We start from the raw sequence: 26,614 nt of genomic DNA on the forward strand, positions 1-26,614 counted from the left end.
AGCACCCTTCTGGGTGCTTAGGAATGAGATTGATTAAGATGCAGGTGCGTAAGTACTTTGAACGTTGTAGTGACGTTTGAAGAAGTATTTGGCAACACCAGCGATGACACCAATGATAAGGATTACAATTGGTGAAAGACCAGGGTTGAGGTAGCTTGGAAGAAGGGCTGTAAGACTAAAGAGGGCAAACCATGCAATAAAAGAGAGAGTGATGATGGTCATGCTGAACCACCATTTTGGACGTTCTTCTTTTGGTTTGTTATTGTGACGGTAGATGTAGTGGTAAGGGGTATACATAGCAAGACCGCCAATGAATGACACTGAAAGAAGGGTTGTGAGGCCGTAACTAGTTTGTGTACCTGAGAAACCAAAGATTGCGTTCATGATTGCAACGATGGCTAGAAGGAAGAGTGAGGTATCAAGCCACATTTTCCAAGGTGTTTTGTCTGTTTCTGGAATTTCTTTGCTAGGTTTTCCAATTTCAGGTTGTTGGTGCTTTTCAGGAGAGAAACTAGCTGCCCAAACAGTTGGAGCACCAAGGAGTCCTCGGCCAGTGATTCCTTTTTTCTGATTTTCGATAAGTTCAGGAATAATATCGCCCAGGATATCTTTGATTTCTTGGTCTGACTTACCATCTTTGATAAGTTGGTTGGTTGCGATGTGAATAAATTCTTGGTTTTTCTTGGTGAGTTTTTGGATGTCCATGAGATGACCTTTCGATAAATAATATTATTTTTAGTGTTGAAGTTTAGGGAAAAGAAGAGGCCCTATGTTAGAACCATTTTTTTCTGATAAAGTAGATAACAACGCAAGATGACCCGAGAGCCGCGATGAAGAAAATGACCCAAAAGGCGTTATCTAAATCGTTTAGGGGCATAGAATTGTTTTTAAAGTTCATACCGTAAGCGGAGAAGATAACGGTTGGGATGTCCAAAGCCATAGTCATGAGAGCCAGTGTTTTCATGATAGTGTTCTGGTTATTACCGATGATAGAGGCCGAGGTTTCAGCCATAGCGTTCAAGACATTTTCATAGATGCCTGCCATCTCAATGGCCTGTTGGGTTTCGACCAGGGTATCTTCCAAGAGATCCTCGTCCTCGATATATTTCTTCAAGCTTGAGGCGTTACCTGTTAGCTTTTTGACAATTCGCTCATTCATCTTAAGTGAGGCTTTTAGATAGACAATGGATTTTTCCAATTCCATCATGTCGATCAATTGCTCGTTTTTTGTCGCATTTTCCAACTGAGCTTCCAATTTATCGCTCTGACGATTGATAGAACGTAGGGCGGTTAGGTAAAGTTGAGCATTGCGATAGAGAATTTGGAAGACAAAGCGTGTCTTCATGAAGGTATAGAAGTTACGTACACGGTGATTGAGGAAGTTGTCCATAAGGCTGATGTCCTCGAGGCAGGTAGTAACGACTACCTCTTCGGTAACGATGATACCCAATGGAATGGTAACGTAGTAACTTTTGTTATTACGTTCTTCTTGGGTTGGGACGTCGACCAAAATTAGGGTGTAGTCATCTTCGACATCGATACGTGATGTTTCTTCCACGTCCAGAGGGGCGCGGAGATCTTGGATATCAATGTCAAAACGTTCTGCAACCTTCATGGCTTCTTCCTGGGAAGGGTTTACCAAATGAATCCAGGCACCAGGCTCGAATGTTTCAATTTCTTTGAATTCTTTTCCGGTGGATAAGAACATTTGTTTCAATGGGAACCCCTCCTTTGTCATTAGGTAAGCGCTAGCGTCTTGATTATAAAAGGATTTTTACAATCGCTTTTAAGTAAAATAAACACCGCTCTTAGCTTTTTTTAGTGATGTCAAATGAGGCTTGGGACGATGTTCCTTGCCTTTTTTAGACACTCCAATATTATACTACATTTGAAACATTTTTGGGCTGGATAAATTGAAATTTTGTTATAATATGAGAGAAAGTCGGGATGGATTTTCCATCCGTCTGTAGAAAGGAGTGGCCGTAGCTTCTGGGTTAGGGCCTCTTAAAATATGCAAGATAAGTTAGTGATTCATGGAGCAAGAGCTCACAATTTAAAAAATATCGATGTGGAGATTCCACGTGATAAACTGGTAGTGGTTACGGGTTTGTCAGGTTCTGGGAAGTCTTCCTTGGCCTTTGATACCATCTATGCAGAGGGGCAACGTCGTTATGTTGAAAGTCTCTCGGCTTATGCTCGTCAGTTTTTGGGTAATATGGAGAAACCTGATGTGGACTCGATTGATGGTTTGAGTCCTGCCATCTCCATTGATCAGAAAACAACAAGCAAAAACCCTCGTTCGACTGTAGGGACAGCAACGGAGATTAATGACTATCTTCGTCTCCTTTATGCGCGTGTGGGTGTTCCCTATTGTCCTAATGGTCATGGAGCCATTCAGTCGTCCTCTGTGGAACAGATTGTTGACGAGGTTCTAGCCCTTCCAGAGCGTACACGTATGCAGATTTTAGCGCCGATTGTTCGTCGTAGAAAAGGGCAACACAAGGCCGTTTTTGAGCGTGTACAAAAGGACGGTTATGTTCGTGTTCGTGTAGATGGTGAGATTTACGATGTCACAGAAGTGCCAGAGTTGTCTAAGTCTAAGATGCATAATATCGAAGTGGTTGTAGACCGCTTGGTAAATAAGGAGGGTATCCGTAGTCGTCTCTTTGATTCGGTGGAGGCGGCCCTTCGTTTAGCAGATGGCTACTTGATTGTGGATACTATGGATGATAATGAGTTGCTTTACTCAGAGCATTATTCTTGTCCAGTTTGTGGCTTCACAGTGCCAGAGTTGGAGCCGCGTCTCTTTTCATTCAATGCACCGTTTGGCTCTTGTCCGACCTGTGATGGTTTGGGTAATAAACTGGAAGTTGATATGGATTTGGTTATCCCTGATGCTAGTAAAACCTTGCGTGAAGGTGCTCTGGCGCCTTGGAATCCTATATCGTCCAACTATTATCCAGCTATGCTTGAGCAGGCCATGGAGCAGTTCGGTGTGGATATGGATACACCATTTGAAAATCTGAAAAAAGAAGAACAGGATTTGATCCTCTATGGATCTGGGGACCGCGAATTCCACTTCCATTATGTTAATGATTTTGGTGGGGTGCGTGATATTGACATTCCTTTTGAAGGGATTGTGACTAATATCAATCGTCGCTACCACGAGACCAATAGTGATTTCACTCGCAATGTCATGCGAGGTTATATGAATGAGTTGTCATGTCCAACTTGTCATGGCTATCGTCTTAACGAAGCAGCTCTCTCGGTTCGTGTTGGTGGTGAGAATGGCCTCAATATTGGTCAAATCTCTGATTTGTCTATTTCAGATCATCTTCAGGAAATCGATAACCTTGAATTGGGTGAAAACGAGGGAGTGATCGCTCGTCCAATTGTTAAGGAAATCAAGGATCGCTTGACTTTCTTAAATAATGTAGGCCTTAATTATTTGACCCTCTCTCGTATGGCTGGAACCCTTTCTGGGGGTGAGAGTCAGCGTATCCGTTTGGCAACACAGATTGGCTCTAACCTTTCTGGAGTCTTATATGTGTTGGATGAGCCTTCTATAGGGCTTCATCAGCGTGACAATGATCGCTTGATTTCAAGTCTTAAAAAGATGCGTGACTTGGGCAATACCTTGATTGTGGTGGAGCATGATGAAGATACCATGCGTGAGGCTGACTGGCTTATCGATGTGGGGCCTGGTGCTGGTGCCTTTGGTGGTCAAATCATGGCTTCAGGAACCCCAGAGGAAGTGGCTAAGAACAAGAATTCAATCACCGGGCAATATTTGTCAGGTGCTAAATCAATTCCTGTACCGACGGAACGTCGTGTAGGTAATGGTCGTTTTATCGAGGTTAAAGGTGCTAGCGAGAATAACCTGAAGAATGTATCTGTCAAGTTTCCGCTTGGAAAGTTGATTGCAGTCACTGGTGTTTCTGGTTCGGGAAAATCGACTTTGGTTAATGGAATTCTCAAGAAAAAGATTGCCCAAGAGCTCAATCGAAATAGTGAGAAACCTGGTAAACACAAATCAGTGACAGGCATTGAGCATATCGAGCGATTGATTGATATTGACCAAAGTCCAATTGGGCGTACACCTCGTTCTAATCCAGCGACTTACACAGGTGTCTTTGACGATATTCGTGATCTTTTTGCCCAAACTAATGAGGCCAAGATTCGCGGTTACAAGAAGGGGCGTTTCTCTTTCAATGTCAAGGGTGGCCGTTGTGAAGCTTGCTCTGGTGATGGCATTATTAAGATTGAGATGCACTTCTTGCCTGATGTTTATGTCCCTTGTGAGGTTTGCCATGGCACACGCTATAATTCTGAGACCTTAGAAGTTCGTTATAAGGGCAAGAATATTGCTGAAATTTTGGATATGACAGTTGATGACGCAGTTGACTTTTTTGCGGCTATTCCTAAGATTGCTCGTAAGGTTCAAACTATCAAGGACGTGGGGCTCGGGTATGTGACCTTGGGACAACCAGCAACAACCTTATCAGGTGGTGAGGCTCAACGTATGAAACTGGCTAGTGAGTTGCACAAACGCTCTACAGGGAAGTCCTTCTACATTCTGGATGAACCGACGACGGGTCTCCATACAGATGACATTGCACGTCTCTTGAAGGTGCTTCAGCGTTTTGCGGATGATGGCAACACTGTTCTCGTGATTGAGCACAATCTGGATGTTATCAAGACCGCAGACCATATCATCGATTTGGGTCCTGAAGGCGGTGTCGGTGGAGGTACCATCGTAGCAACAGGGACTCCAGAGGAAGTAGCAGCTGTTCCAGAAAGCTACACAGGACAATATTTGAAAGAAAAATTGACATAAAGAAAAAGGGCTCTCTGAGTCTTTTTTTTGCTTTAGGCTGGTTTAAGTTGAGTTTGCTATTCTATGGTTAAGAAAAAACATACAGGAGTCAGACTATGGTTAAAAAGCGTTTTTTTATAGGCTTTAATGGTATTCTTCTAGCCTTATTTCTAGATATTTGTCTTTTAATTAGCATCCGTACAGTGGATCATCACGGCCATTTTCAATCAGCAACAGATAAATGGGAAACTTTGCTTTACGTTTTAGGAATTTATTTTAGTTTTCTCCTTTTTGAGGTTATTTTTTATCTTATTCTGAAACACCGTAGAAATAAACAAGTTTTGGAACAGGTCTTATAGAGGGCTGGATTTTTGTGTTCAGAGATAGTGACATTTATGTCACTATTTTTTTGAAAAGAGAGAACCTATAATGACCTTATACCCAAATGCACTAGGTTTCCAAGACGACTAAATCTTTGAATAGTCCAAGTGGTTATTGCTGTATTTATTTTTGAAAAGAAAGGAGAAATAAGAATGCGAACTAAGGCATATGGTGAAGAGCTCAATGCTGAAACCTTAGAAAATGTTACAGGGGGTGGTTTTGTATCTAAACCTCAAACCTTACCTGAACGATTGGGTTGGAATAAATGGTGGTTGAAAAGAAGACCTCCTTATGGCGATTAGAAGTTACCATGAGCACCAGATATGGGAAAGAGGAGTATGGATAAACAGAAGAATAATCTTATTAGAAGTTTAAGCATTGTTATCGTGATTGTCTGGCTATTTATTGTGATCATAACTGCTACGCTAAGTTTCACCGAAGGCGTTGCCTTTATTGACCATTGTCTCGTCTGGTCAACACTTTCGCTAGCTTTTTCTTTGTTTGCGCTTAGGGTAGCGGGTAAGGATAAGGAGAAATGATTTTCTATGTTGATTACTATAGTCTTAGGTTGAGTTTATTTGCTTAGCCTTTTCTTTTTGTCTTTAATCTTATAGAATGGTGACATTTATGTCACTATTTTTTATTTCGTTAAGCTCTTATAATGAAGACATAGCTTGGACTTAGTGGCTAAAGTATTAATTTAAATAGAAAAGGAGAGGAACATGGTAATTAGTGTCATGGTACCATTGCTTTTGTTAATTGGTAAAAAGTAAGATGTAACACAGTAAACAAATAAGGAGAATACATGAAGAAAATACAATTTATTTTGATGGCGAGTTTTGTTTTAGGTACTTGCCAGTTAGCGGTGCTTAGTGGAGCAGCGGATGAGTTAGATGTTAAGGAATCTACAGTCGAATTATCCAATAATTCTGTTGAGAGTGGTGAAGTAGAGAATGTGGAAGTTTCTTCTGAAACAGCTTCTCAACAGATAGCTGAGAAAGTTGAATCTATTAGTGAGACAAAGGAAAATTCGCTTCCTCAATCATCACAGACGGGAGTGGCTGAGACAGAAGTGAGGTCTGAAGAGGTTTCGGTTGAAGCTTATGAAAAGAATCTTGAAAACCTGAAGCCAGTCTCTTATAGTGATGTTACAAATATGTTGACTGAAGATGGCGGAGACCATATCCTTTATGTTGGGCGGCCAACCTGCTACTATTGTCGTCAAAATTCTCCAGTTTTGAAGGATTTCAATACCCTGATTGATGGTCAGCTTCTTTATTACAATACAGATTCGGATCAGCTGGACCGTGAGTCTCGTAAAATACTATTTGATAAGCTAGGAATTCCAGGGACTCCAAGTGTCATTCGTCTCAAAAATGGTCAATTGGTTTCTGGCTATCTTGGCAGTGCTCCAGATGCCCAAGCTATTTATCAGGCTGTTTTCAAGGAAGAAACTGAGAAAACAGAGACACCAGAGGGAACAGAAGTAGTAGAGAGGGCGGAAAAACCCTTACCGGAATCTCCCTCTGAAGATACTATCAAGGATAGTGATAAGGATGTAATTAATCATACTGAAGGGTCTGTTACTAGCCTAATGTCTCAAATTAAGCAAGTTTTTAGGAATCTAACAGATCTGCTTATAAGTCTTTTAGGGAAATTTATCTAACAGACTATTTTCTAAGTTGGAGAATAAAAGAATTTATCAAATATGATTCCATCTTTGCTTGTCTTGTTTGTGAAGAATACCTTAACGGCCTTTGTAACGGCTTATTTTGGAGTAACAGGAATGACTTTCTTCACGCTCTATTTGGCTAGTTTAGGGGATACCATGACTAAGCTGATGACTTATGTACCATTTAGTTTTATGCGAGCAGTCTTTACTAGTGGTCAAGAGTTCTTTAATCTTCGCGAAGCCTTTGTTTTGTTTGTTTGGACTTTGGTTTTGCTCCTTTTTATGCCAACTATCTACGAAAAGCGAGCCTTTGTGTAATGCTAATAAAGTCAGAGTTTGATCTGGCTTTTTCTTTATGACCTCAAAAAAACAAGCTAAAATGTCAATTTAATCCTTTAAAATCTGAAAATTTGGTATAATTAACCTAAAATACCAAAGGAGTAATTCATAATGCAACGTAGACTTGAACGATTTGATGCCAAACTTGCCCAATCAGGCCTTGATGCCTTGTTGGTGACAGGACAAAACAATATTTATTATTTGACAGATTTCTGGGGGACAAATGCGACTGTCTTCATCACTAAGAATCGTCGCCTCTTCTTAACCGATTCACGTTATACCCTCATTGCCAAACAATCCGTGCATGGCTTTGATATTATCGAAAGTAAGGACCCACTTAAGGATATTGTTAAAATTATCGAGGCTGATAAACTGGAAACAATCGGATTTGATAATCAGGTATCATTTGCTTACTATCAAGGTCTTCAAGCGATCTTTGAAGGCTACACTTTATCACCACAAAGCAACTTCATGGAAGAGTTGCGTATGATTAAGGATGAAAAAGAATTGGCAACTATCCGTAAGGCTTGTTCTATCTCAGACCGTGCCTTTACAGATGTACTTGATTTTATTAAACCAGGTCAAACAACAGAACTACAAGTGGCAAACTTCCTAGATTTCCGTATGCGTGAGTACGGAGCTTCCGGGGTTTCCTTTGAGTCTATCATTGCTTCAGGTTACCGTTCTGCTATGCCTCATGGGGTTGCTTCAGAAAAGGTTATCCAATCTGGTGAAACCTTAACGATGGACTTTGGTTGCTACTACAACCACTACGTTAGCGATATGACTCGTACTATCCATATTGGTGACACCACTGATGAGGAGCGTGAAATTTATGATATCGTTCTACGTTCTAACCAGGCCTTGATTGACGCAGCTAAGGCTGGTATGACACGTCGTGACTATGATAAGGTTGCGCGTGATGTTATTGTCGAAGCGGGGTACGGTGACTACTTTACACATGGTATTGGACATGGTATCGGTCTTGACATTCACGAGATTCCTTACTTTGGTAACTCTGATGAGACTATCGAAGCTGGTATGGTCTTGACGGACGAGCCAGGTGTTTATTTGGCTGATAAATACGGTGTTCGTATCGAAGATGACATCATTATCACAGAAAATGGTTGTGAATTGATTACCCTTGCGCCTAAGGAATTGATTGTTCTCTAAGATTTGGAGGAATACTTTATGCCAAACCGTTTATCTTGGCAAGATTATTTTATGGCTAATGCAGAGCTGATTTCTAAGCGTTCTACGTGTGACCGTGCCTTTGTTGGAGCTGTTTTAGTTAAGGACAAGCGTATTATCGCTACAGGTTATAATGGCGGAGTTTCTGAGACTGATAACTGTAACGAAGTAGGCCACTATATGGAAGATGGTCATTGTATTCGTACGGTACACGCAGAGATGAATGCCCTTATTCAATGTGCCAAAGAGGGGATTTCTACCAAAAATACAGAGATTTATGTGACTCATTTTCCTTGTATCAACTGCACCAAAGCTCTCTTGCAAGCTGGTATTGTTAAGATTACATACAAGGCCAATTATAGGCCCCATCCCTTTGCGATTGAATTGATGGAACAAAAAGGCGTTTCTTATTTGCAACATGATGTTCCAGAGGTTCACTTAGGAATGGATGACTAGCTTGTTCTTTGAAAAAAGCCTGAGGATTGGGCTTGAATCTATAAAACATTTGAGCCATGCTATCATTTATGGTAAAATAAACTGATAATAATTTTTTACAAAGAGGTATTTAATAATGATTGAAGCAAGTAAACTCCGTGCGGGTATGACTTTCGTAACTAACGATGGCAAATTGATCAAAGTTCTTGAAGCTAGCCACCACAAACCTGGTAAAGGTAACACAATCATGCGTATGAAATTGCGTGATGTTCGCTCAGGTTCAACTTTTGATACTAGCTATCGTCCAGAAGAAAAATTTGAACAAGCAATCATCGAAACAGTACCAGCACAATACTTGTACCAAATGGATGATACTGCATACTTCATGAACACTGAAACATATGACCAATATGAAATCCCAGTAGCCAACGTTCAAGAAGAATTGAAATTTATCCTTGAAAACTCAGACGTAAAAATCCAATTCTACGGAACAGAAGTTATTGGTGTTCAAGTTCCAACAACTGTTGAATTGACTGTTACTGAAACACAACCATCTATCAAAGGTGCAACAGTTACAGGTTCAGGTAAACCTGCAACACTTGAAACTGGTCTTGTGGTTAACGTTCCAGACTTTATCGAAGCTGGTCAAAAATTGGTTATCAACACAGCTGAAGGTACTTACGTATCACGTGCCTAAGCCCAACTAAGTCTTTCAAACCACTGGTTTGAAGGCTTTATTTTCCAAACTAACGGAAAGGAAACATGCGATGACTACAGAAAATATCGGTGAAATTGTAATTGCCCCTCGCGTGCTCGAAGTGATTACAGGTATCGCTGCAACTAAAGTGGAAGGTGTTTACGCCCTTCAAAATAAAAATGTTACGGATAGTCTCAGCAAAACAAGCTTGGGACGTGGTGTTTACCTCCGAACAGAAGAAGATGGTACTGTAAATGCTGATATCTACGTCTCACTTCAGTATGGGGTTAACGTACCAGCGGTTTCAATTGAAATTCAAAAGGCTGTTAAAGCAGCTGTCTATGATATGGCAGAAGTGGCAATTTCAGAAGTCAATGTTCACGTTGAATCTATTGTTACTGAAAAGTCACAAAAACCAGACTTGGCTGAATTGTTTAACGAGGATTTTTTGAATGACTAATATCTTTAAAGATTCACGTCGTGACCTTCGTGAGCGTGCTTTTCAAACGCTTTTTGCCCTTGAATTTGGTGGAGAAGCTCTGGAACAAGCACTTTTCGCTTACACTTATGACAAGCCAATTGACGAAGAAACTGAAGTTGATGTACCAGCCTTTCTCCTTAGCCTGGTAACAGGTGTCCGTGAAGAGTTGGCCCAACTTGATAGTCAAATTGAAGAAAAGTTGAAAGAGAGTTGGAGCCTCTCACGTTTGATTGTGACAGATCGTACTCTCCTTCGTTTGGGACTTTATGAAATCACGTCATTTGAAGAAACACCAGGACGTGTAGCTATTAACGAAATCATTGAAATCGCTAAAAAATATTCTGATGAAACATCTGCTAAGTTCATTAATGGTGTACTTAGTCAGTTTGTGACAGATGAAGCATAAGCAAAAGAAGTTGAGCCTTGTTTCAACTTCTTTTTTTCTACAAATGTAACAAGAAAAAAGTCGCAAGCGGAGATTTCTTGCGACTTTCATTTATATACTGCTACCAGCAATCAGACTCACTGGAAGTACATAATCACGATTAACTGTTTTGCCTTTAATTTTCTTGAGAAGAATTTCGACACAAAGTTTAGCAATTTCATCCAAAGGTTGTTGGATAGTTGCTAACTCTGGGTAGAAGTGACGGATAAAGGCGGTACCGTCATAACCGATGATTTTTAGGTCATCTGGGATAGAAAGTCCCAATTGTCTAGCTATCTTCATAACCAAGATAGCTGTTAAATCGTCCGAAACAAAGATGCCATCTGGGTTTTCACGAGAGATAATAGATTTGATTTCTAATTCTCGTCGCATGAGAGACAAATCGTTTGGAACAGGACAAATAATACCTTCCTTGTCCAATTCATAATTAAAACCTAGTTGACGAAGTCCTGTTGGAGAATCCGAATTATCATAGCCTGTAATCATGACAATGCGTTGACAGCCAGCCTTGACCATAGCTCTTGCGGCTAACTTGCCACCTTCAAAGTTGTCAGACGAAACAATAGGAATCTTTGGGGCGAGATTACGGTCGAAGGCAACGATGGGAGCTTCAACCTTCTCATAATCCTCAATACCAAGATTGTGACTAGATGAGATGATGCCGTCACATTGGTTGGCGGCGAGCATCTCCAAATAGTCCCTCTCCTTGTTAGGATCATGCTCACTATTACAAATAATGGTTTTATAACCTTGCTTAAAGAGTTCATCCTCAAGACGTTCAATAAGTTCGGCATAAAATACATTGGAAATATTTGGGAAAATCAAGCCAACGAGTTTGGCCGACTTTCCTTGAAGACCTCGAGCTAAATTATTAGGTTTATAGTTGAGTTCTTGCATAGCAGCGTGAACTTTGTCAATGGTCTTCTGTGAGAGGTAGCCCTTTTTGTTTATGACGCGAGAAACTGTGGTTGGGCTCACACCAGCCAGTTCGGCAACGTCAGTAAGCTTTGCGACCATAAATCACCTTAGTATTTCAAGTCGAAGTAGTGTCCAGAAACGTTTCCTGACGTTACTTTGATACCAGTTTGTTCTGCACTTGGGAAGACGCGGCTAGTGAAGACTTTTTCACCTTTGTTGAAGAAAATTTCAACGATTGAATTGTCTACAAAGATGTTTGCTGTTGCAGCTTGACCGGCATCAAGAGCGCATTCACGGCTTGTGCCAAAGTCAGTAGCATATTGTTCACCAGCTTTAGAACGGTCAAGGATAACTTTTCCGTTTTCAGTATCAACTGTAAGTGACAAGCCATTTCCTTCTTGGTCTGCGAAGAGGACAAGTTCTGTTTGAGTGTTAGCTTCAAAGTTAAGTTCAAGCTCGTAAGTGTTAGTTGTTGCCGTTTTTTCAGAGAAATCTTCTTGGCTAGCACGTAAGCTTGTAATGGCTTCGACTGGATATTGGTAGAGTTTGCCATCTTTAATAGACAATTCTTTAACCAAGCTCATAGCCCCTTGGTAGTCGTATTTGTCAGTTGGATAGTCCACATCTGGAAGACCGATCCAGCTGACAATAAGGGCACGACCATCTGGAGTATTAAAGCCTTGAGTTGCATATGCTTCAAATCCGTAGTCCAAGTTGATAATTGGTGTGCCATCAACGAGGGCAGGTTTTTCTGTGTCGAAATCTTGGAAAATCTTATAAGTGTTAGGGTAGATGTTACCGTAGTCAAGTTCAGCTTTATCGAGACCTTGTGGGCTATAAAGAAGAACAGGTTTGCCATCTACAAAGACAAGGTTAGGACACTCAATCATGTACTCTGACCCAGTGCCACCAAAGTCAAGATTACCAACCTCAACCCAGTTTTCGACATCATTGTCTACTGCCTTGTAAAGTTTGATATAACCTTGTTTATCGTGGTTTTGAGCACCTACGATAGCGTAGAATTGTCCCTTGTAATCGAAGATTTGAGGGTCACGGAAGTGCCCAGTAGCGTCAGCAGGTTGTTTGATAAGAACCTTGTCGAATTTTTCGATTTTGCCGTCTTTATCCATCCAAGCGCCGATTTGACGTGGGTCACGAATCCAGTTTTCATCACGAACGTTCCCAGTATAGAAGATAAAGAGTTTATCACCGATTTGATAAGCAGAACCTGAGTAGGCACCGTGGCTATCATTTTCATGGTCTGGCAAGAGTTTGACACCAGTTTCTGTAAAGTGAACCAAATCTTCAGTTTCAGTATGCACCCATTGTTTCAAACCATGAGCAGCTCCAAATGGCCAACTTTGGTAGAAAAGTTGGAACTTACCATTAAAGTAAGAAAAACCGTTTGGATCATTAAGAAGCCCTGTTTCTGGTTCGATATGGTAACTTGCACGCCAAGGTGATTTAGCGACATTTTCTCTAATCTTTGTTTTTTCTTCGTCTGTCCAATCTGCGTATGGACGGTAACGAACTTCTGTTGGTAGATTCATATTTAGTAATCTCCTAATCTATTTGTTAATAATATAGTAAACGTTTTACCTATAAAAATCAACGATTTATAACAAAAAATAAAAAAATATGCTAAACGGTTGACATATGGCAGAAAGATGCTAAAATAGTTATCGTAAAGAAAAGCTAAACGCTTTCATACCAAATTTTATTAAGGAGAATTTTGCAAATGGATAACAAACAAATTGCAAAAGAAGTCATCGATGCCCTCGGTGGACGTGAAAACGTCAACAGTGTTGCTCACTGTGCGACTCGTCTACGTGTGATGGTCAAAGATGAAAACAAAATCAATAAAGAAAAGGCTGAGAACATTGAAAAAGTTCAAGGTGCTTTCTTTAACTCAGGTCAATACCAAATGATTTTTGGTACAGGTACTGTTAACAAGATTTACGACGAAGTCGTTGCTCAAGGTCTTCCAACAGCATCTAAAGACGAACAAAAAGCAGAAGCTGCTAAACAAGGTAACTGGTTCCAACGTGCTATCCGTTCATTCGGTGACGTTTTCGTTCCATTGCTTCCAGCAATCGTAGCGACTGGTCTTTTCATGGGTATCCGTGGAGCAATCAATAACGATACAGTTCTTGGTTTGTTCGGTACAACATCAAAAGCTTTTGCTGCTACTGATTTCTATACTTACACAGTTGTATTGACAGATACAGCCTTCGCCTTCTTCCCAGCCTTGATTTGTTGGTCAGCCTTTAACGTATTTGGTGGTTCACCACTTCTTGGTTTGGTTCTTGGTTTGATGATGGTTAACAACGCCCTTCCTAACGCTTGGGATGTTGCATCAGGTGCTGCTAAACCAATTTACTTCTTTGATTTTATTCCAGTAGTAGGTTACCAAAACTCAGTGCTTCCAGCCTTCTTCGTAGGTTTGCTTGGTGCTAAGTTCGAGCAATGGGTTCGTAAATGGGTTCCAGACGTTCTTGACCTTCTCTTGCGTCCACTTATCGTCTTCGCAGTAATGTCAGCTTTGGCCCTCTTTATCATTGGTCCTGTCTTCCATACTGTTGAAAGCTATGTTCTTGCTGCTACAGAATGGATTCTTAACTTGCCATTTGGTCTTGCTGGTCTTGTTCTTGGTGGAGTTCACCAAGTTATCGTCGTTACAGGGGTTCACCACGTCTTTAACTTGCTTGAAGCTAACCTCATTGCTAATACTGGTAAAGACCCACTTAACGCTATCATCACAGCTGCTATGACTGCCCAAGCTGGTGCGACACTTGCAGTGGGTGTTAAAACTAAAGATGCTAAATTGAAAGCACTTGCTTTCCCTGCAACTCTTTCAGCGGTACTTGGTATCACTGAACCAGCTATCTTCGGGGTTAACCTTCGTTTCGGTAAACCATTTATCATGGGTCTTATCGCTGGTGCTGCTGGTGGTTGGTTGGCCTCAATCCTTAACCTCGCTGGTACAGGATTTGGTGTAACAATCGTTCCTGGTACTCTTCTTTACCTTAACGGTCAAGTGCTTAAGTATGTGATCATGGTACTTGTAACACTTGCTCTTGGTTTTGCTCTTACTTGGATCTTCGGTTACAAAGAGGAAGAAGTTGAAGCTCAAAAAGAAGTTGTTGCTGAAGATATTGCATCTGCAGAATCAGCTCCAGTTGCATTGCAAGCCGAAACAATCGCTGCACCACTTAAAGGTGAAGTTGTAGCTTTGGAAAATGTTAATGACCCAGTCTTCTCATCAGGAGCTATGGGTAAAGGTGCCGCTATTAAACCTTCAGGAAACCAAGTAGTCGCACCATTTGATGGTGAAGTGCAAATCGCCTTCCCAACAGGTCACGCTTACGGTCTTAAATCTGATAAAGGTGCTGAAGTGCTTATCCACATCGGTATCGACACTGTCTCACTTGACGGTAAAGGATTTGATGCTAAAGTTCAAGCAAATCAACGTATTAAAAAAGGTGATGTCTTGGCTACCTTCGATAACTCAGTAATCACTGAAGCAGGTCTTGACGATACAACTATGGTTATCGTTACAAACACTGCAGACTTCGAAGATGTTTCATCAGTAGCGACTGGTTCAGTTGCTGAAGGTGCAGACTTCATCGCAGTTAAATAATAAGCTAGAAAAGTCGAAGCCAATTCGGCTTTTTTAGTTAAATGGCTCATAAAGAAAAGTATGAAGCAGAGTAGTCTGTACCTCCTTAAACAAGGTCTCATTTAGATTGTCTTTTGCCTAGCTTTTATTTATAATAGTATAAATAGTTATTATTGATCATAAAAGGAGATAGCTTTACCTATGGCTAAACTTTACGGAAGCTTGGAAGCTGGTGGTACAAAATTTGTTTGTGCTGTTGGCGATGAGAAATTCCAAGTCGTTGAAAAAACTCAATTCCCAACAACTACACCTTACGAAACAATTGACCGTACTATTGAATTTTTCAAACGTTATGAAGATCAATTGGCTGGAATTGCAATTGGTTCATTTGGACCAATTGATGTTGATCCAAACTCTGAAACATATGGTTTTGTGACTTCAACACCAAAACCACATTGGTCAAATGTCGACCTTCTTGGTTTGATTGCTAAAGAGTTTAATATTCCTTTCTACTTTACGACTGATGTTAACTCATCTGCTTATGGTGAGACACTTGTTCGTAAAGGTGTTAAGAGTCTTGTTTACTACACTATCGGAACTGGTATTGGAGCCGGTGCTATTCAAAATGGTGAGTTCATTGGTGGTATGGGTCACACTGAAGCTGGTCACGTATATGTACCTCTTCACCCAAATGATGTTTCCAATGAATTTAACGGAACTTGTCCATTCCACCGCGGATGTTTGGAAGGTTTGGCTGCTGGTCCATCACTTGAAGCCCGTACAGGTATTCGTGGCGAATTGATTGAGCAAAATTCTGAGGTTTGGGATGTTCAAGCTTACTACATTGCTCAAGCTGCTGTCCAGGCAACTGTGCTCTACCGTCCAGAAGTTATCGTCTTTGGGGGTGGTGTTATGGGACAAGAACACATGCTTCGTCGTGTCCGTGAAAAATTCACAGCTCTTTTGAATGGTTACCTTCCAGTGCCAGACGTGACTGAGTATATTGTGACACCTGCTGTTTCAGGTAATGGCTCTGCGACGCTTGGTAACTTTGCACTTGCCAAAGATGTAGCTGACAAACACTCACGCAAATAAGCAAAATATGTAAAATCGCTTTAAGACATGATCTTAAGGCGTTTTGCTCTATACAGGAGGATGTAATGGAACCTTTATTTTTAGATTCGCCAATGCATGAAAAAATCTGGGGAGGTAATCGACTTAAGACAGAGTTTGGTTACGATATTCCCAGTGAACACACTGGTGAATACTGGGCAATTTCTGCCCATCCTAATGGTGTATCCTATGTCAAAAACGGGAAGTATGCTGGTTTTCATCTGGCAGAACTTTACAAGGATAAACCAGAACTTTTTGGAAATCCCAAGACTAGTGTTTTTCCTTTGTTGACAAAGATTTTGGACGCTAATGACTGGCTCTCAGTACAAGTACACCCTGATGATGCTTATGGACTAGAGCATGAAGGTGAGCTAGGAAAGACAGAATGTTGGTATATTATTGATGCTGAAGAGGGTGCAGAGATTATTTATGGTCACAAGGCTAAGACAAAGGAAGAATTAGCGTCCTTAATTGAAGCAGGTGATTGGGACGGACTTTTGTCGAAAACTCCTGTTAAAAAAGGTGACTTTTTCTTTGTACCAAGTGGTACCATGCATGCTATTGGTCCAGGTATCCTGATCTTAGAGACTCAACAATCTAGCGACACCACTTACCGTGTCTATGATTTTGATCGTAAGGATGATCAGGGCAATAAACGTGAGCTTCATATTCAACAGTCTCTTGATGTCTTGAATCTAGGGGACCCAGAAAATAGCGTTCCAACAACTGTTAAGACCTTGCAATTAGAGTCGACTTGTTTGACATCAAACTCCTTCTTCACCGTATATAAATGGAAACTCAGTGGCTTGGTTGACTTCAAACAATCAGCTCCTTATTTGCTTTGTTCGGTACTTTCTGGCAATGGGACTATGACTATCGATTCACGCATTTATTGTCTAAAAAAAGGTGATCACTTCATTCTTCCAAATGATGTGACAGATTGGGAAATTGATGGACAATTGGAGATGATTGTCAGTCACCCTAACGAGGCTTAAGTATGAGTAATGAAAAAGTTTTAGCTGCACTATTTGAGCGTATTGAGATCGGCAAATCCTATTATTTTGAGGGAGCTTACTATCGTCTAAAAGACTATGGAGATCACATTTATGGCTTACAACGGGCCATTCCTGGGATGTGCGGTGAAAAAACGGCCTCCCCTAGCATCAAATTTTACTGGAAAAATGGTGTCTTGGACTATCAATTCTACGTTGATTTTGAAGCTAGCCCTATGATAATGAAGGCCTATAGCGGCACCGACCATGCCTTCTTTGAACAGGCTTTTGAAAATCTCTTGCATGATTTTGAGGATATCCTAGAGAGCCAAGAGAACTCTAAGAAGTAGTTTTAAAGCATTATTGTCGATATTTTCAGTGAATCTAATAAAAAAGTTTTCGTTTATTTGCAAATCCATTGTGAAAGCCCTTAAACTAGGGCTTTTTTCTTTGTCAATCCTTGAGTGATTTCTTGTTTAAAGGGGGCTTTTGTGGTAAAATATGGAGATAAAGACTGTCGAAAGGAAAAAAGATGGCAAATATATTACGCAAAATCATTGAAAATGATAAAGGCGAAATTAAGAAACTAGAAAAAACTGCCAAGAAAGTCGAGAGCTATGCTGATGCAATGGCAGCTCTTTCAGATGAAGAACTTCAGGCAAAAACAGAAGAATTTAAAAAACGATATCAAAACGGAGAAAGCCTAGACCAACTCTTGCCAGAGGCATTTGCAGTTGTTCGTGAAGGGGCAAAACGTGTCCTTGGACTTTTCCCATATCGTGTGCAAATCATGGGTGGTATTGTTCTTCACCATGGTGATGTACCAGAGATGCGTACAGGGGAAGGGAAAACCCTGACTGCGACAATGCCTGTTTACCTAAATGCTATTTCAGGTGAAGGTGTGCACGTTATCACCGTTAACGAATACCTCTCAGAGCGTGATGCGACTGAAATGGGTGAGCTTTATAGTTGGCTTGGTTTGTCAGTAGGGATTAACCTTTCAGCCAAATCACCAGCTGAAAAACGTGAAGCTTATAACTGTGACATCACTTACTCAACCAACTCAGAGGTAGGTTTCGACTATCTTCGTGATAACATGGTTGTTCGTAAGGAAAACATGGTACAACGTCCATTGAACTATGCCTTGGTCGATGAGGTTGACTCGGTTCTTATCGATGAAGCTCGTACACCATTGATTGTATCAGGTCCTGTAAGTTCAGAAACTAATCAGTTATATCACCGTGCGGATGCCTTTGTTAAGACCTTAACAGAAGATGATTATGCCATTGATATTCCAACGAAAACGATTGGTTTGAATGACTCAGGTATTGACAAGGCTGAAGAATTCTTCAACTTGGACAACTTGTACGATATTGATAATGTTGCCTTGACTCACTATATTGACAACGCCCTTCGTGCCAACTACATCATGTTGCATGATATTGACTATGTGGTCAGTCCTGAGCAAGAAATTCTTATCGTTGACCAATTTACAGGTCGTACCATGGAAGGACGTCGTTTCTCAGATGGGCTCCACCAAGCCATTGAGGCAAAAGAAGGTGTGCCAGTTCAAGAAGAAACGAAGACATCTGCCTCAATCACTTACCAAAATATGTTCCGTATGTACAAGAAATTGTCAGGGATGACTGGTACTGGTAAAACTGAGGAAGATGAATTCCGTGAAATTTACAACATGCGAATCATTCCGATTCCAACTAACCGTCCAATTCAACGTATTGACCACGATGACCTTCTTTACCCTACCTTGGATGCTAAATTCCGCGCTGTGGTACAAGATGTTAAACGTCGTTATGAAAAGGGACAGCCAGTCCTTGTTGGTACGGTTGCCGTTGAAACATCTGACTTGATTTCTAAGATGTTGGTTGAAGCAGGTATTCCTCATGAAGTGCTTAATGCCAAGAACCACGAAAAAGAAGCGCATATTATCATGAATGCGGGTCAACGTGGTGCCGTTACGATTGCGACCAACATGGCCGGTCGTGGTACCGACATCAAACTTGGTGAAGGTGTTCTTGACCTTGGTGGACTCTGTGTCATTGGTACAGAGCGTCACGAAAGCCGTCGTATCGATAACCAGTTGCGTGGTCGTGCGGGACGTCAAGGGGACCCAGGGGAATCTCAATTCTACCTTTCACTTGAAGACGAATTGATGCGTCGTTTCGGTTCTGATCGTATCAAGCAAGTCTTGGAACGTTTGAACGCTGATGATGAAGATATCGTTATCAAATCACGCATGTTGACTCGTCAAGTGGAAGCGGCTCAAAAACGTGTCGAAGGAAATAACTACGATACTCGTAAACAAGTCCTTCAGTACGATGATGTTATGCGTGAACAACGTGAAATCATCTACGCTGAGCGTTATGATGTTATCACAGCGGAACGTGACCTTGAACCTGAGATTAAGGCTATGATTAAGCGTACGATTAACCGTACAGTAGATGGTCACAGCCGCAATGATCAAGAGGAAGCTCTTAAAGGTATTTTGAACTTTGCTCGTCAGGCCTTGGTTCCTGAGAATGCCATCTCACTTGAAGATTTACGAGAAGTGGGAGAGGTAACGAAACGTAGTGTTAATTATGACGCTATTAAAGTTTACTTGAATGAGTTAGCAGCTGATGTTTATGATCGTCAAATCAAGAAATTGCGTTCAGAGGAAGCTATCCGTGAATTCCAAAAAGTCTTGATTTTGATGGTTGTTGACAACAAGTGGACGGATCACATCGATGCCCTTGATCAATTACGTAATGCCGTTGGTTTGCGTGGTTATGCCCAAAACAACCCAATCGTTGAGTATCAATCTGAAGGGTTCAAGATGTTCCAAGATATGATTGGGGCAATTGAATATGATGTGACACGTACAATGATGAAAGCACAAATTCATGAACAATCTCGTGAAAATGTGAATGAACGTGTTTCAACAACAGCAACAGGCAATATCCAGGCTCACCAAGCAGATGCTAATGGTCAAGAAATTGACTTTAGTAAGGTTGGTCGTAATGACTTCTGTCCATGTGGTTCTGGTAAGAAATTTAAAAATTGTCACGGTCGTAAACAATTTTAGGAAAAAATAGGTAATTATTATGGTTTTTAAAGCAGTAAGTGAAAAAATTGATTTTGATGCAGTTAAAGAATCAACTACATTAACAGGTGAAGCCCTTGCCAAGAAACAAGCTCGTGATAAAGAGCTTGAAGCAATCATCAAGGGTGAAGATGACCGTACGCTTTTGGTTATTGGTCCATGTTCATCTGATAATGAAGAAGCTGTTCTTGATTATGCTCACCGTTTGGCTAAACTTCAAGAAGAAGTTAAAGATAAAGTTTTTATGGTTATGCGTGTCTATACAGCTAAACCTCGTACAAATGGTGATGGCTATAAAGGACTTGTACACCAACCTGATGCTGAAGGGAAACCAAACCTAATTAACGGTATCAAGGCTGTGCGTAACCTTCACTACCGTGTTATCACTGAAACTGGTATCACAACTGCTGATGAAATGCTTTACCCAGAAAATCTTCCTTTGGTAGATGACCTTGTGTCATACATTGCCGTTGGTGCACGTTCTGTAGAAGACCAACAACACCGTTTTGTTGCGTCAGGTATTGATGTTCCAACTGGTATGAAGAATCCAACATCAGGGAACCTTAACGTGATGTTTAACGGTATCTACGCCGCACAAAACAAACAAAACTTCCTCTTTAACGGTGAAGAAGTTGAAACTCCAGGGAACCCATTGGCACACGTTATTCTTCGTGGTTCAACGAATGAATATGGTAAAAACGTGCCTAACTTCTACTATGATGATGTGCTTGAAACAATCGAACACTATGAACAAATGGGCCTTGAAAATCCATTCATCGTTATTGATACAAACCATGATAACTCAGGTAAACGTTACTTGGAACAAATCCGTATCGTTCGTCAAACCTTGATTAACCGTGATTGGAATGAAAAAATCAACAAAGTGGCACGTGGTTTCATGATTGAATCTTACCTTGAAGATGGCCGTCAAGATGCGCCAGATGTCTATGGTAAATCAATCACTGACCCATGTCTTGGTTGGGATAAGACAGAAGAATTGATTCGTGAAATCCACGATACTTTGTCAAAATAATAAGGTAACAGAAACCATATATGGGGAGTGAACCGTTTGGATGACCAAGCGGTTCGCTCTCTTTTCACAAAGAGAGGGAAATAGATGGGAATTCATCAAAATAGTCCGCTGATTGATGTAGCGGAAGTAAGGAAATTGCATGCTCTTACGGGAGACGCACTAGTAACTAAACAGGCTAATGATGAGGCCTTGGCAAAAATTATCAAGGGTGAGGACAAACGTATTCTCTTGGTTATTGGTCCATGTTCATCTGATAATGAAGAAGCCGTTCTTGACTATGCTCACCGTTTGGCCAAACTTCAGGAAGAAGTGAAGGACAAAATCTTTATTGTTATGCGTGTTTATACAGCTAAACCACGTACTAATGGGGACGGTTATAAGGGGCTTATCCACCAGCCAGATGCAGAGGGTGATGTAGACCTTCTTGCTGGGGTTAAGGCGGTTCGCCACCTTCAGTCACGTATTATTACTGAAACAGGCCTTCCAATCGCTGATGAGATGCTTTATCCGTCAAATCTTTCCTTCTTTGATGATCTGCTTAGCTATCACGCTATTGGAGCACGTTCTGTCGAGGACCAAGAACACCGCTTTGTAGCTTCAGGTATTGATGTGCCAATTGGCTTGAAGAACCCAACGTCAGGGAATTTGAATGTCATGTTTAATGGTATCTATGCTGCGCAGAACCAACAGCATTTCCTTTACAATGGTGCTGAAGTTAAAACAGATGGTAACCCACTCGCTCACGCTATCTTGCGTGGTGCCAACAATGAAAATGGGCAGAACATTGTCAACTACCATTACGAGGACTTGGTTAAGGCTTTGGACAAGTATAGTGCACTTAATCTGGAAAATCCATTTATCCTTGTTGATACTAACCATGACAACTCAGGTAAAAACTTCATGGAGCAAGTTCGTATTGTGCGTGAAGTCCTTCTTAACCGTGAGTGGGATGAGCGTATCGCGGATACCGTGCGTGGCTTTATGATTGAGTCTTACCTTGAGGATGGTCGTCAAGACACACCTGAAGTTTATGGGAAATCAATTACAGATCCATGTCTTGGTTGGGATAAGACAGATAGCCTTATTCGTGAAATCCACAATCGACTTTCGTTATAATTATGATTTTTGGACATGGTATAGACTTGCAGGAAATTTCAGCTGTAAAAAAGGCTTATGACCGTAATCCACGCTTTGCAAAAAAGGTATTGACACCAAAAGAGTGGGAGCGTTTTGAATCCCTTTCTGGTAATCGTCAGATGTCCTATTTAGCAGGGCGCTGGGCCGGTAAGGAAGCATTTTCAAAGGCTTGGGGTACTGGTATTGGAGCAGTCGGCTTTAAGGATATTGAAATATTGACCAATGACAAGGGAGCTCCAGTGGTGACCCAATCACCTTTTGAAGGCAAGGTTTTTATCTCGATTTCCCATAGCGGTGATTTTGTTCAGGCAAGTGTCATTTTAGAAAAAAACTAAGAGATAGATGTTGGAAGAGGATAGCTTATGATTTCAAGTTTACATCGACCAACCTTGGCAAAGGTTGATCTATCAGCAATTTCAGAAAATATTGAACAAGTGGTTAGTCACATCCCTAAACAGGTAAAGACTTTTGCAGTTGTTAAGGCCAATGCTTATGGTCATGGCACTGTCGAAGTGGCCAAGCATGTATCTAAGCAGGTGGATGGTTTTTGTGTTTCCAACCTAGACGAGGCGCTTGAACTTCGTCAAGCTGGCTTGGAACAACCGATACTTATTTTAGGAGTAGTCTTGCCAGACGAGGTTCCTTTGGCTATTCAAGAAAACATCACGCTGACGATAGCTTCCCTTGAGTGGTTGGAAATGACTAAGAATCAAGGGCTTGATTTGACTGGTTTAACCTGTCATATTAAGGTTGATTCAGGTATGGGCCGTATTGGGGTGCGTAGCCTAGAGGACGCAGATAACTTGATTGCTGGTCTGAAATCACTTGGTGCGGATGTCGAAGGTATTTTTACTCATTTTGCAACGGCTGATGAGGCAGATGATAGTAAATTCAAGCGTCAATTGGCCTTCTTCACGGATTTGGTTAATAACTTGGTGGACCGTCCTCGCTTGGTACACGCTAGCAACTCTGCGACAAGCATCTGGCATGCAGAAACAGTCTTTAATGCGGTGCGTCTGGGTGTCGTCATCTATGGTCTCAATCCTAGTGGCAGTGCTTTAGACCTTCCATATAGCATTCGTCCTGCCTTAAGTTTGGAGACTGCACTTGTTCATGTTAAGACCCTGCCAGTAGGTCAAGATGTGGGTTATGGTGCAACCTATACGACGACAGCTGATGAAGTTATTGGAACCATTCCGATTGGCTATGCGGATGGTTGGACCAGAAATTTACAAGGTTTCCATGTTATTGTGGATGGACAGCTTTGTCCTATTGTTGGGCGTGTGTCTATGGACCAGATTACAGTTCGTCTTCCTAAGGTTTATCCCCTAGGAACTCCTGTCACTCTTATGGGTGAAAATGGGGGAGCAAGCATCACTGCGACAGAGGTGGCTGAAAAACGTGGCACTATCAACTACGAAGTTCTTTGTTTACTTAGTGACCGTGTACCTCGTAGCTATGACTAATATCAATAAAAAGAGAAATCCAGTTTGATGCTGGATTTTTTGGTTTTAGTGAAGAGTATTTTCATGTGTTATAATAGCTGATAAGGCTTCCTTTTTCACGGGAAGAAGAACACGATAGAAATGATAGAGGATATGATTCAACTAGATTCACCAATTGCGGATTTGAAAGGCTTTGGGCCTAAGTCCGCTGAAAAATTTACCAAATTAGATTTATACACGGTTGGGGACCTCTTGCTTTATTTTCCTTTCCGATATGAGGATTTTAAGAGTAAGTCTATCTTTGAACTGATGGATGGCGAAAAGGCTGTTATTACGGGAACAGTGGTGACGCCTGCCAATGTGCAGTATTATGGCTTTAAACGGAATCGTCTGAGTTTTAAAATCAAGCAAGGAGAGGCTGTGATTGCCATTAGTTTCTTCAACCAACCTTATCTTGTGGACAAGATTGAGATGGGGGCAGAAGTGGCTATTTTTGGCAAATGGGACCAGAAGAAGTCTGCTGTGACTGGTATGAAAGTCCTGGCTCAAGTTGAGGACGATATGCAGCCAGTCTACCATGTGGCCCAGGGTGTTAGTCAGGCCCAACTGATAAAGGCCATAAAGGCAGCTTTTGATAGTGGGGCCCTTAATTTGTTGGAGGAAAATCTCCCTCAGGTGCTGCTGGACAAGTACCGTCTCATGGGACGTCAAGAGGCTGTGCGTGCCATGCATTTTCCGAAAGATTTGGCTGAATATGAGCAGGCTCTACGTAGGACCAAGTTTGAGGAGCTCTTTTATTTCCAGATGAATTTACAGGTGCTGAAGGCTGAAAATAAGTCCGAAACCAATGGTCTAGCAATTGCTTACGATGAAGCCAAAATCAAAGCCAAAATTGCAGCATTACCATTCCCCTTAACAGAGGCCCAACAGCGTAGTTTATCGGAAATCCTAGCTGATATGAAATCTGGGGCTCATATGAACCGTCTCTTGCAAGGAGATGTGGGCTCAGGGAAAACAGTTATCGCTAGCTTGGCTATGTATGGGGCCTATACGGCGGGATTTCAGTCTGCCCTCATGGTACCGACGGAAATCTTAGCAGAGCAGCATTATCAGAGTTTACAGTGGCTTTTTCCTGAGTTAGAGGTAGTGCTCCTAACTTCTGGAATGAAGGCGGCGGACAAGAAAGTAGCCCTTTCCAAAATCGAGTCTGGGAAGGCTCAGATGATTGTGGGAACCCACTCGTTGATTCAAGATGCAGTGACTTATCATAGTCTTGGGCTAGTCATTACTGATGAACAGCACCGATTTGGGGTTAATCAACGTCGTATTTTCCGTGAGAAAGGTGACAACCCTGATGTCCTCATGATGACGGCAACACCCATTCCTAGGACTTTGGCAATCACTGCCTTTGGGGAGATGGATGTATCTATCATTGACCAGATGCCAGCTGGACGTAAGCCCATCATTACCCGTTGGGTCAAACATGAGCAGTTAGATACTGTATTGACTTGGATTAAGGGGGAGTTGGAAAAAGATGCTCAGGTCTATTTTATTTCTCCTCTGATTGAAGAGTCTGAGGCTCTTGATTTGAAAAATGCGGTGGCCCTTCATCAGGAACTCACAGAGTTCTTTGGGGATTCAGCTACAGTAGCTCTGATGCACGGTCGTATGAAAAATGATGAAAAAGACCAAATTATGCAAGATTTCAAGGACAGAAAATCTCAGATTTTAGTATCAACTACAGTTATTGAAGTAGGTGTTAACGTGCCAAATGCTACAGTTATGGTCATTATGGATGCGGATCGTTTTGGACTTAGCCAGCTTCACCAGCTTCGAGGGCGTGTAGGTCGTGGCGATAAGCAGTCCTACTGTGTTTTGGTGGCTAATCCTAAAAATGATACTGGTAAAAAACGCATGCAGGCCATGTGTGAGACCACGGATGGCTTTGTTCTAGCTGAGGAGGATCTTAAAATGCGTGGCTCAGGTGAAATCTTTGGGACACGTCAGTCAGGTATTCCTGAATTTCAGGTGGCCGATATTGTGGAAGACTACAATATCTTAGAGGAAGCCAGACGGGTGGCTAGCCAAATTGTATCTGACCCTAACTGGCGAGAGAATCCTGAATGGCAGGTGCTAGGAGCACATTTGAGAAGCCAAGGTGAGTTTGATTGAGGAGGAAACCCATGAAAAAGAAACGGTTAAAAATCGATTTTTTTGCTATCTTGCATCCTTTATTTCTTATGATGTTAGGTCTCCTGTTTTATTTTTTCGCCTTCATCTTGATTTGGTTTATTACCGAATTGGCAAAGCTGATAGAAGGAAAGACAGACTTTCATACCCTATATTTTTATTCACTTCTTATCTCGCTAGTTTGTTCGATATTACTGATTATGTACGTCGCGGGTTTTATAGCTCAACTGATTATCCATATACAGCATCAAAAGGAAAGAACGCTTTTGCCGGTCTGGTGTATGCTTACGGCTGTACTGATGCTTGTGCCCCTATTCGAAGATTTTAGTATCTTAGGCTCGTCCTGGAATTTTAAAGGGTATTTTCTTTCCATAGTTGCTTACATTGCCTATCTCTTTACAAAGCTACCCAAGGTTATTGAAAGTTACCGCTATCATGCGACAATTCGCTATGCCGTTTGGGTGGCTCTGGTCTTGGGTCTTATTTTATCCATGCTTTAGACAGAAAAACTCTCAGTAAACTCACTGAGAGTTTTAAGTTCCCTTCAAGCTTATTACAAGCTTTCTTTAAGTTAGGCAACCTATAATAAAACCATCAAAACGAGATAGGT

At 41.4% G+C, this 26,614-nt stretch carries 26 protein-coding genes; 22 read left to right on the top strand and 4 right to left on the bottom strand.

The window, feature by feature from the left end; genetic code table 11:
- Positions 1 to 33 precede the first annotated feature (33 nt).
- Together H7U01_RS02190 and H7U01_RS02195 are read right to left on the bottom strand one after the other, a co-directional pair.
- Positions 34 to 705, bottom strand: a complete 672-nt coding sequence (locus tag H7U01_RS02190) for a DUF1129 domain-containing protein (RefSeq protein ID WP_037602614.1) — start codon at positions 703 to 705, stop codon at positions 34 to 36.
- 67 nt (positions 706 to 772) lie between these two features.
- Positions 773 to 1,717, bottom strand: a complete 945-nt coding sequence (locus H7U01_RS02195) for a magnesium transporter CorA family protein (RefSeq protein ID WP_084869200.1) — start codon at positions 1,715 to 1,717, stop codon at positions 773 to 775.
- Positions 1,718 to 2,011: 294 nt separating this feature from the next.
- Between H7U01_RS02195 and uvrA the strand changes: the two genes are divergently transcribed.
- The 11 genes from uvrA (at position 2,012) to nusB (ending at position 10,418) form a co-directional block, all read left to right on the top strand.
- Positions 2,012 to 4,837: an excinuclease ABC subunit UvrA gene (gene uvrA, locus H7U01_RS02200; RefSeq protein ID WP_201041060.1), complete on the top strand. Its 2,826-nt coding sequence runs from the start codon at positions 2,012 to 2,014 to the stop codon at positions 4,835 to 4,837.
- Between the two features lie 95 nt (positions 4,838 to 4,932).
- Positions 4,933 to 5,175, top strand: coding sequence for a DUF3923 family protein (locus H7U01_RS02205; RefSeq protein WP_037602605.1), 243 nt, complete (start codon positions 4,933 to 4,935; stop codon positions 5,173 to 5,175).
- A 174-nt stretch (positions 5,176 to 5,349) separates the two neighbouring features.
- On the top strand, positions 5,350 to 5,499 hold the full coding sequence (locus H7U01_RS02210; protein ID WP_171966959.1) for a hypothetical protein: 150 nt from the start codon (positions 5,350 to 5,352) through the stop codon (positions 5,497 to 5,499).
- A 36-nt stretch (positions 5,500 to 5,535) separates the two neighbouring features.
- Positions 5,536 to 5,736: a hypothetical protein gene (locus H7U01_RS02215; protein ID WP_073688465.1), complete on the top strand. Its 201-nt coding sequence runs from the start codon at positions 5,536 to 5,538 to the stop codon at positions 5,734 to 5,736.
- 266 nt (positions 5,737 to 6,002) lie between these two features.
- Positions 6,003 to 6,863 carry a thioredoxin family protein gene (locus H7U01_RS02220; RefSeq protein ID WP_073688466.1) on the top strand — a complete coding sequence of 287 codons (861 nt, stop codon included), beginning with the start codon at positions 6,003 to 6,005 and terminating at the stop codon, positions 6,861 to 6,863.
- A 42-nt stretch (positions 6,864 to 6,905) separates the two neighbouring features.
- Positions 6,906 to 7,187 carry a hypothetical protein gene (locus tag H7U01_RS02225; protein ID WP_073688467.1) on the top strand — a complete coding sequence of 94 codons (282 nt, stop codon included), beginning with the start codon at positions 6,906 to 6,908 and terminating at the stop codon, positions 7,185 to 7,187.
- Positions 7,188 to 7,319: 132 nt separating this feature from the next.
- Positions 7,320 to 8,381 (top strand): M24 family metallopeptidase, encoded by a 1,062-nt coding sequence (locus H7U01_RS02230; protein WP_002891832.1) that lies wholly within the window; start codon positions 7,320 to 7,322, stop codon positions 8,379 to 8,381.
- 18 nt (positions 8,382 to 8,399) lie between these two features.
- Positions 8,400 to 8,855 carry a deoxycytidylate deaminase gene (locus H7U01_RS02235; protein WP_002884736.1) on the top strand — a complete coding sequence of 152 codons (456 nt, stop codon included), beginning with the start codon at positions 8,400 to 8,402 and terminating at the stop codon, positions 8,853 to 8,855.
- A gap of 115 nt (positions 8,856 to 8,970) precedes the next feature.
- Positions 8,971 to 9,531, top strand: coding sequence for an elongation factor P (efp, locus tag H7U01_RS02240; protein ID WP_002891830.1), 561 nt, complete (start codon positions 8,971 to 8,973; stop codon positions 9,529 to 9,531).
- Between the two features lie 70 nt (positions 9,532 to 9,601).
- Positions 9,602 to 9,991 carry an Asp23/Gls24 family envelope stress response protein gene (locus H7U01_RS02245; protein WP_002884704.1) on the top strand — a complete coding sequence of 130 codons (390 nt, stop codon included), beginning with the start codon at positions 9,602 to 9,604 and terminating at the stop codon, positions 9,989 to 9,991.
- Positions 9,984 to 10,418, top strand: coding sequence for a transcription antitermination factor NusB (nusB, locus tag H7U01_RS02250; RefSeq protein ID WP_048674951.1), 435 nt, complete (start codon positions 9,984 to 9,986; stop codon positions 10,416 to 10,418). Before H7U01_RS02245 ends, nusB begins: the two co-directional genes overlap by 8 nt.
- Before the next feature lie 90 nt (positions 10,419 to 10,508).
- Here the strand turns inward: nusB and H7U01_RS02255 are convergent, their stop codons facing one another.
- On the bottom strand, positions 10,509 to 11,474 hold the full coding sequence (locus tag H7U01_RS02255; protein WP_064523074.1) for a LacI family DNA-binding transcriptional regulator: 966 nt from the start codon (positions 11,472 to 11,474) through the stop codon (positions 10,509 to 10,511).
- A gap of 8 nt (positions 11,475 to 11,482) precedes the next feature.
- Positions 11,483 to 12,925: a sucrose-6-phosphate hydrolase gene (locus H7U01_RS02260; RefSeq protein WP_014632609.1), complete on the bottom strand. Its 1,443-nt coding sequence runs from the start codon at positions 12,923 to 12,925 to the stop codon at positions 11,483 to 11,485.
- Between the two features lie 188 nt (positions 12,926 to 13,113).
- Between H7U01_RS02260 and H7U01_RS02265 the strand changes: the two genes are divergently transcribed.
- The 11 genes from H7U01_RS02265 to H7U01_RS02315 all read left to right on the top strand — a co-directional run bounded on the left by H7U01_RS02265 (position 13,114) and on the right by H7U01_RS02315 (position 26,504).
- On the top strand, positions 13,114 to 15,015 hold the full coding sequence (locus H7U01_RS02265; RefSeq protein WP_064523071.1) for a sucrose-specific PTS transporter subunit IIBC: 1,902 nt from the start codon (positions 13,114 to 13,116) through the stop codon (positions 15,013 to 15,015).
- A gap of 180 nt (positions 15,016 to 15,195) precedes the next feature.
- Positions 15,196 to 16,089, top strand: a complete 894-nt coding sequence (gene scrK / locus H7U01_RS02270; protein WP_002891824.1) for a fructokinase ScrK — start codon at positions 15,196 to 15,198, stop codon at positions 16,087 to 16,089.
- Between the two features lie 65 nt (positions 16,090 to 16,154).
- Entirely contained in the window at positions 16,155 to 17,102 is a 948-nt protein-coding gene (gene manA, locus H7U01_RS02275; protein ID WP_145516557.1) for a mannose-6-phosphate isomerase, class I, read from the top strand.
- A gap of 2 nt (positions 17,103 to 17,104) precedes the next feature.
- A complete protein-coding gene (locus tag H7U01_RS02280) occupies positions 17,105 to 17,449 on the top strand; it encodes a hypothetical protein (RefSeq protein ID WP_083312367.1) in 345 nt (114 codons plus the stop codon).
- A 182-nt stretch (positions 17,450 to 17,631) separates the two neighbouring features.
- Positions 17,632 to 20,181 carry a preprotein translocase subunit SecA gene (gene secA, locus H7U01_RS02285; protein ID WP_049527461.1) on the top strand — a complete coding sequence of 850 codons (2,550 nt, stop codon included), beginning with the start codon at positions 17,632 to 17,634 and terminating at the stop codon, positions 20,179 to 20,181.
- Between the two features lie 19 nt (positions 20,182 to 20,200).
- Complete coding sequence (locus H7U01_RS02290; protein ID WP_002891816.1) at positions 20,201 to 21,232, top strand: 3-deoxy-7-phosphoheptulonate synthase; 1,032 nt, start codon at positions 20,201 to 20,203, stop codon at positions 21,230 to 21,232.
- Between the two features lie 84 nt (positions 21,233 to 21,316).
- A complete protein-coding gene (locus H7U01_RS02295; RefSeq protein WP_037599091.1) occupies positions 21,317 to 22,348 on the top strand; it encodes a 3-deoxy-7-phosphoheptulonate synthase in 1,032 nt (343 codons plus the stop codon).
- Between the two features lie 2 nt (positions 22,349 to 22,350).
- Positions 22,351 to 22,704, top strand: coding sequence for a holo-ACP synthase (acpS, locus tag H7U01_RS02300; protein WP_002891813.1), 354 nt, complete (start codon positions 22,351 to 22,353; stop codon positions 22,702 to 22,704).
- 27 nt (positions 22,705 to 22,731) lie between these two features.
- Positions 22,732 to 23,835: an alanine racemase gene (alr, locus tag H7U01_RS02305; RefSeq protein WP_070575344.1), complete on the top strand. Its 1,104-nt coding sequence runs from the start codon at positions 22,732 to 22,734 to the stop codon at positions 23,833 to 23,835.
- A gap of 132 nt (positions 23,836 to 23,967) precedes the next feature.
- The gene (recG, locus tag H7U01_RS02310; protein WP_201041061.1) at positions 23,968 to 25,986 is read left to right on the top strand and encodes an ATP-dependent DNA helicase RecG; all 2,019 of its coding nucleotides are present in this window, start codon (positions 23,968 to 23,970) and stop codon (positions 25,984 to 25,986) included.
- 11 nt (positions 25,987 to 25,997) lie between these two features.
- Positions 25,998 to 26,504 (top strand): hypothetical protein, encoded by a 507-nt coding sequence (locus H7U01_RS02315; protein ID WP_201041062.1) that lies wholly within the window; start codon positions 25,998 to 26,000, stop codon positions 26,502 to 26,504.
- The last annotated feature ends 110 nt before the right edge of the window (positions 26,505 to 26,614 follow it).

This window comes from Streptococcus sp. 21.1 (assembly GCF_016648635.1).
GTDB lineage: Bacteria > Bacillota > Bacilli > Lactobacillales > Streptococcaceae > Streptococcus.

What these genes read in the sequence shown, in the direction of transcription:
- nusB (WP_048674951.1), top strand. Translation starts at nt 9,984, where the DNA reads ATGACTAATATCTTTAAAGATTCACGTCGTGACCTTCGTGAGCGTGCT.
- manA (WP_145516557.1), top strand. Translation starts at nt 16,155, where the DNA reads ATGGAACCTTTATTTTTAGATTCGCCAATGCATGAAAAAATCTGGGGA.
- acpS (WP_002891813.1), top strand. Translation starts at nt 22,351, where the DNA reads ATGATTTTTGGACATGGTATAGACTTGCAGGAAATTTCAGCTGTAAAA.
- H7U01_RS02295 (WP_037599091.1), top strand. Translation starts at nt 21,317, where the DNA reads ATGGGAATTCATCAAAATAGTCCGCTGATTGATGTAGCGGAAGTAAGG.
- H7U01_RS02220 (WP_073688466.1), top strand. Translation starts at nt 6,003, where the DNA reads ATGAAGAAAATACAATTTATTTTGATGGCGAGTTTTGTTTTAGGTACT.
- H7U01_RS02215 (WP_073688465.1), top strand. Translation starts at nt 5,536, where the DNA reads ATGGATAAACAGAAGAATAATCTTATTAGAAGTTTAAGCATTGTTATC.
- scrK (WP_002891824.1), top strand. Translation starts at nt 15,196, where the DNA reads ATGGCTAAACTTTACGGAAGCTTGGAAGCTGGTGGTACAAAATTTGTT.
- alr (WP_070575344.1), top strand. Translation starts at nt 22,732, where the DNA reads ATGATTTCAAGTTTACATCGACCAACCTTGGCAAAGGTTGATCTATCA.
- H7U01_RS02205 (WP_037602605.1), top strand. Translation starts at nt 4,933, where the DNA reads ATGGTTAAAAAGCGTTTTTTTATAGGCTTTAATGGTATTCTTCTAGCC.
- H7U01_RS02315 (WP_201041062.1), top strand. Translation starts at nt 25,998, where the DNA reads ATGAAAAAGAAACGGTTAAAAATCGATTTTTTTGCTATCTTGCATCCT.
- uvrA (WP_201041060.1), top strand. Translation starts at nt 2,012, where the DNA reads ATGCAAGATAAGTTAGTGATTCATGGAGCAAGAGCTCACAATTTAAAA.
- H7U01_RS02255 (WP_064523074.1), bottom strand. Translation starts at nt 11,474, where the DNA reads ATGGTCGCAAAGCTTACTGACGTTGCCGAACTGGCTGGTGTGAGCCCA.
- H7U01_RS02190 (WP_037602614.1), bottom strand. Translation starts at nt 705, where the DNA reads ATGGACATCCAAAAACTCACCAAGAAAAACCAAGAATTTATTCACATC.
- H7U01_RS02230 (WP_002891832.1), top strand. Translation starts at nt 7,320, where the DNA reads ATGCAACGTAGACTTGAACGATTTGATGCCAAACTTGCCCAATCAGGC.
- H7U01_RS02265 (WP_064523071.1), top strand. Translation starts at nt 13,114, where the DNA reads ATGGATAACAAACAAATTGCAAAAGAAGTCATCGATGCCCTCGGTGGA.
- H7U01_RS02235 (WP_002884736.1), top strand. Translation starts at nt 8,400, where the DNA reads ATGCCAAACCGTTTATCTTGGCAAGATTATTTTATGGCTAATGCAGAG.
- H7U01_RS02210 (WP_171966959.1), top strand. Translation starts at nt 5,350, where the DNA reads ATGCGAACTAAGGCATATGGTGAAGAGCTCAATGCTGAAACCTTAGAA.
- secA (WP_049527461.1), top strand. Translation starts at nt 17,632, where the DNA reads ATGGCAAATATATTACGCAAAATCATTGAAAATGATAAAGGCGAAATT.
- H7U01_RS02260 (WP_014632609.1), bottom strand. Translation starts at nt 12,925, where the DNA reads ATGAATCTACCAACAGAAGTTCGTTACCGTCCATACGCAGATTGGACA.
- efp (WP_002891830.1), top strand. Translation starts at nt 8,971, where the DNA reads ATGATTGAAGCAAGTAAACTCCGTGCGGGTATGACTTTCGTAACTAAC.
- H7U01_RS02245 (WP_002884704.1), top strand. Translation starts at nt 9,602, where the DNA reads ATGACTACAGAAAATATCGGTGAAATTGTAATTGCCCCTCGCGTGCTC.
- H7U01_RS02280 (WP_083312367.1), top strand. Translation starts at nt 17,105, where the DNA reads ATGAGTAATGAAAAAGTTTTAGCTGCACTATTTGAGCGTATTGAGATC.
- recG (WP_201041061.1), top strand. Translation starts at nt 23,968, where the DNA reads ATGATTCAACTAGATTCACCAATTGCGGATTTGAAAGGCTTTGGGCCT.
- H7U01_RS02290 (WP_002891816.1), top strand. Translation starts at nt 20,201, where the DNA reads ATGGTTTTTAAAGCAGTAAGTGAAAAAATTGATTTTGATGCAGTTAAA.
- H7U01_RS02225 (WP_073688467.1), top strand. Translation starts at nt 6,906, where the DNA reads ATGATTCCATCTTTGCTTGTCTTGTTTGTGAAGAATACCTTAACGGCC.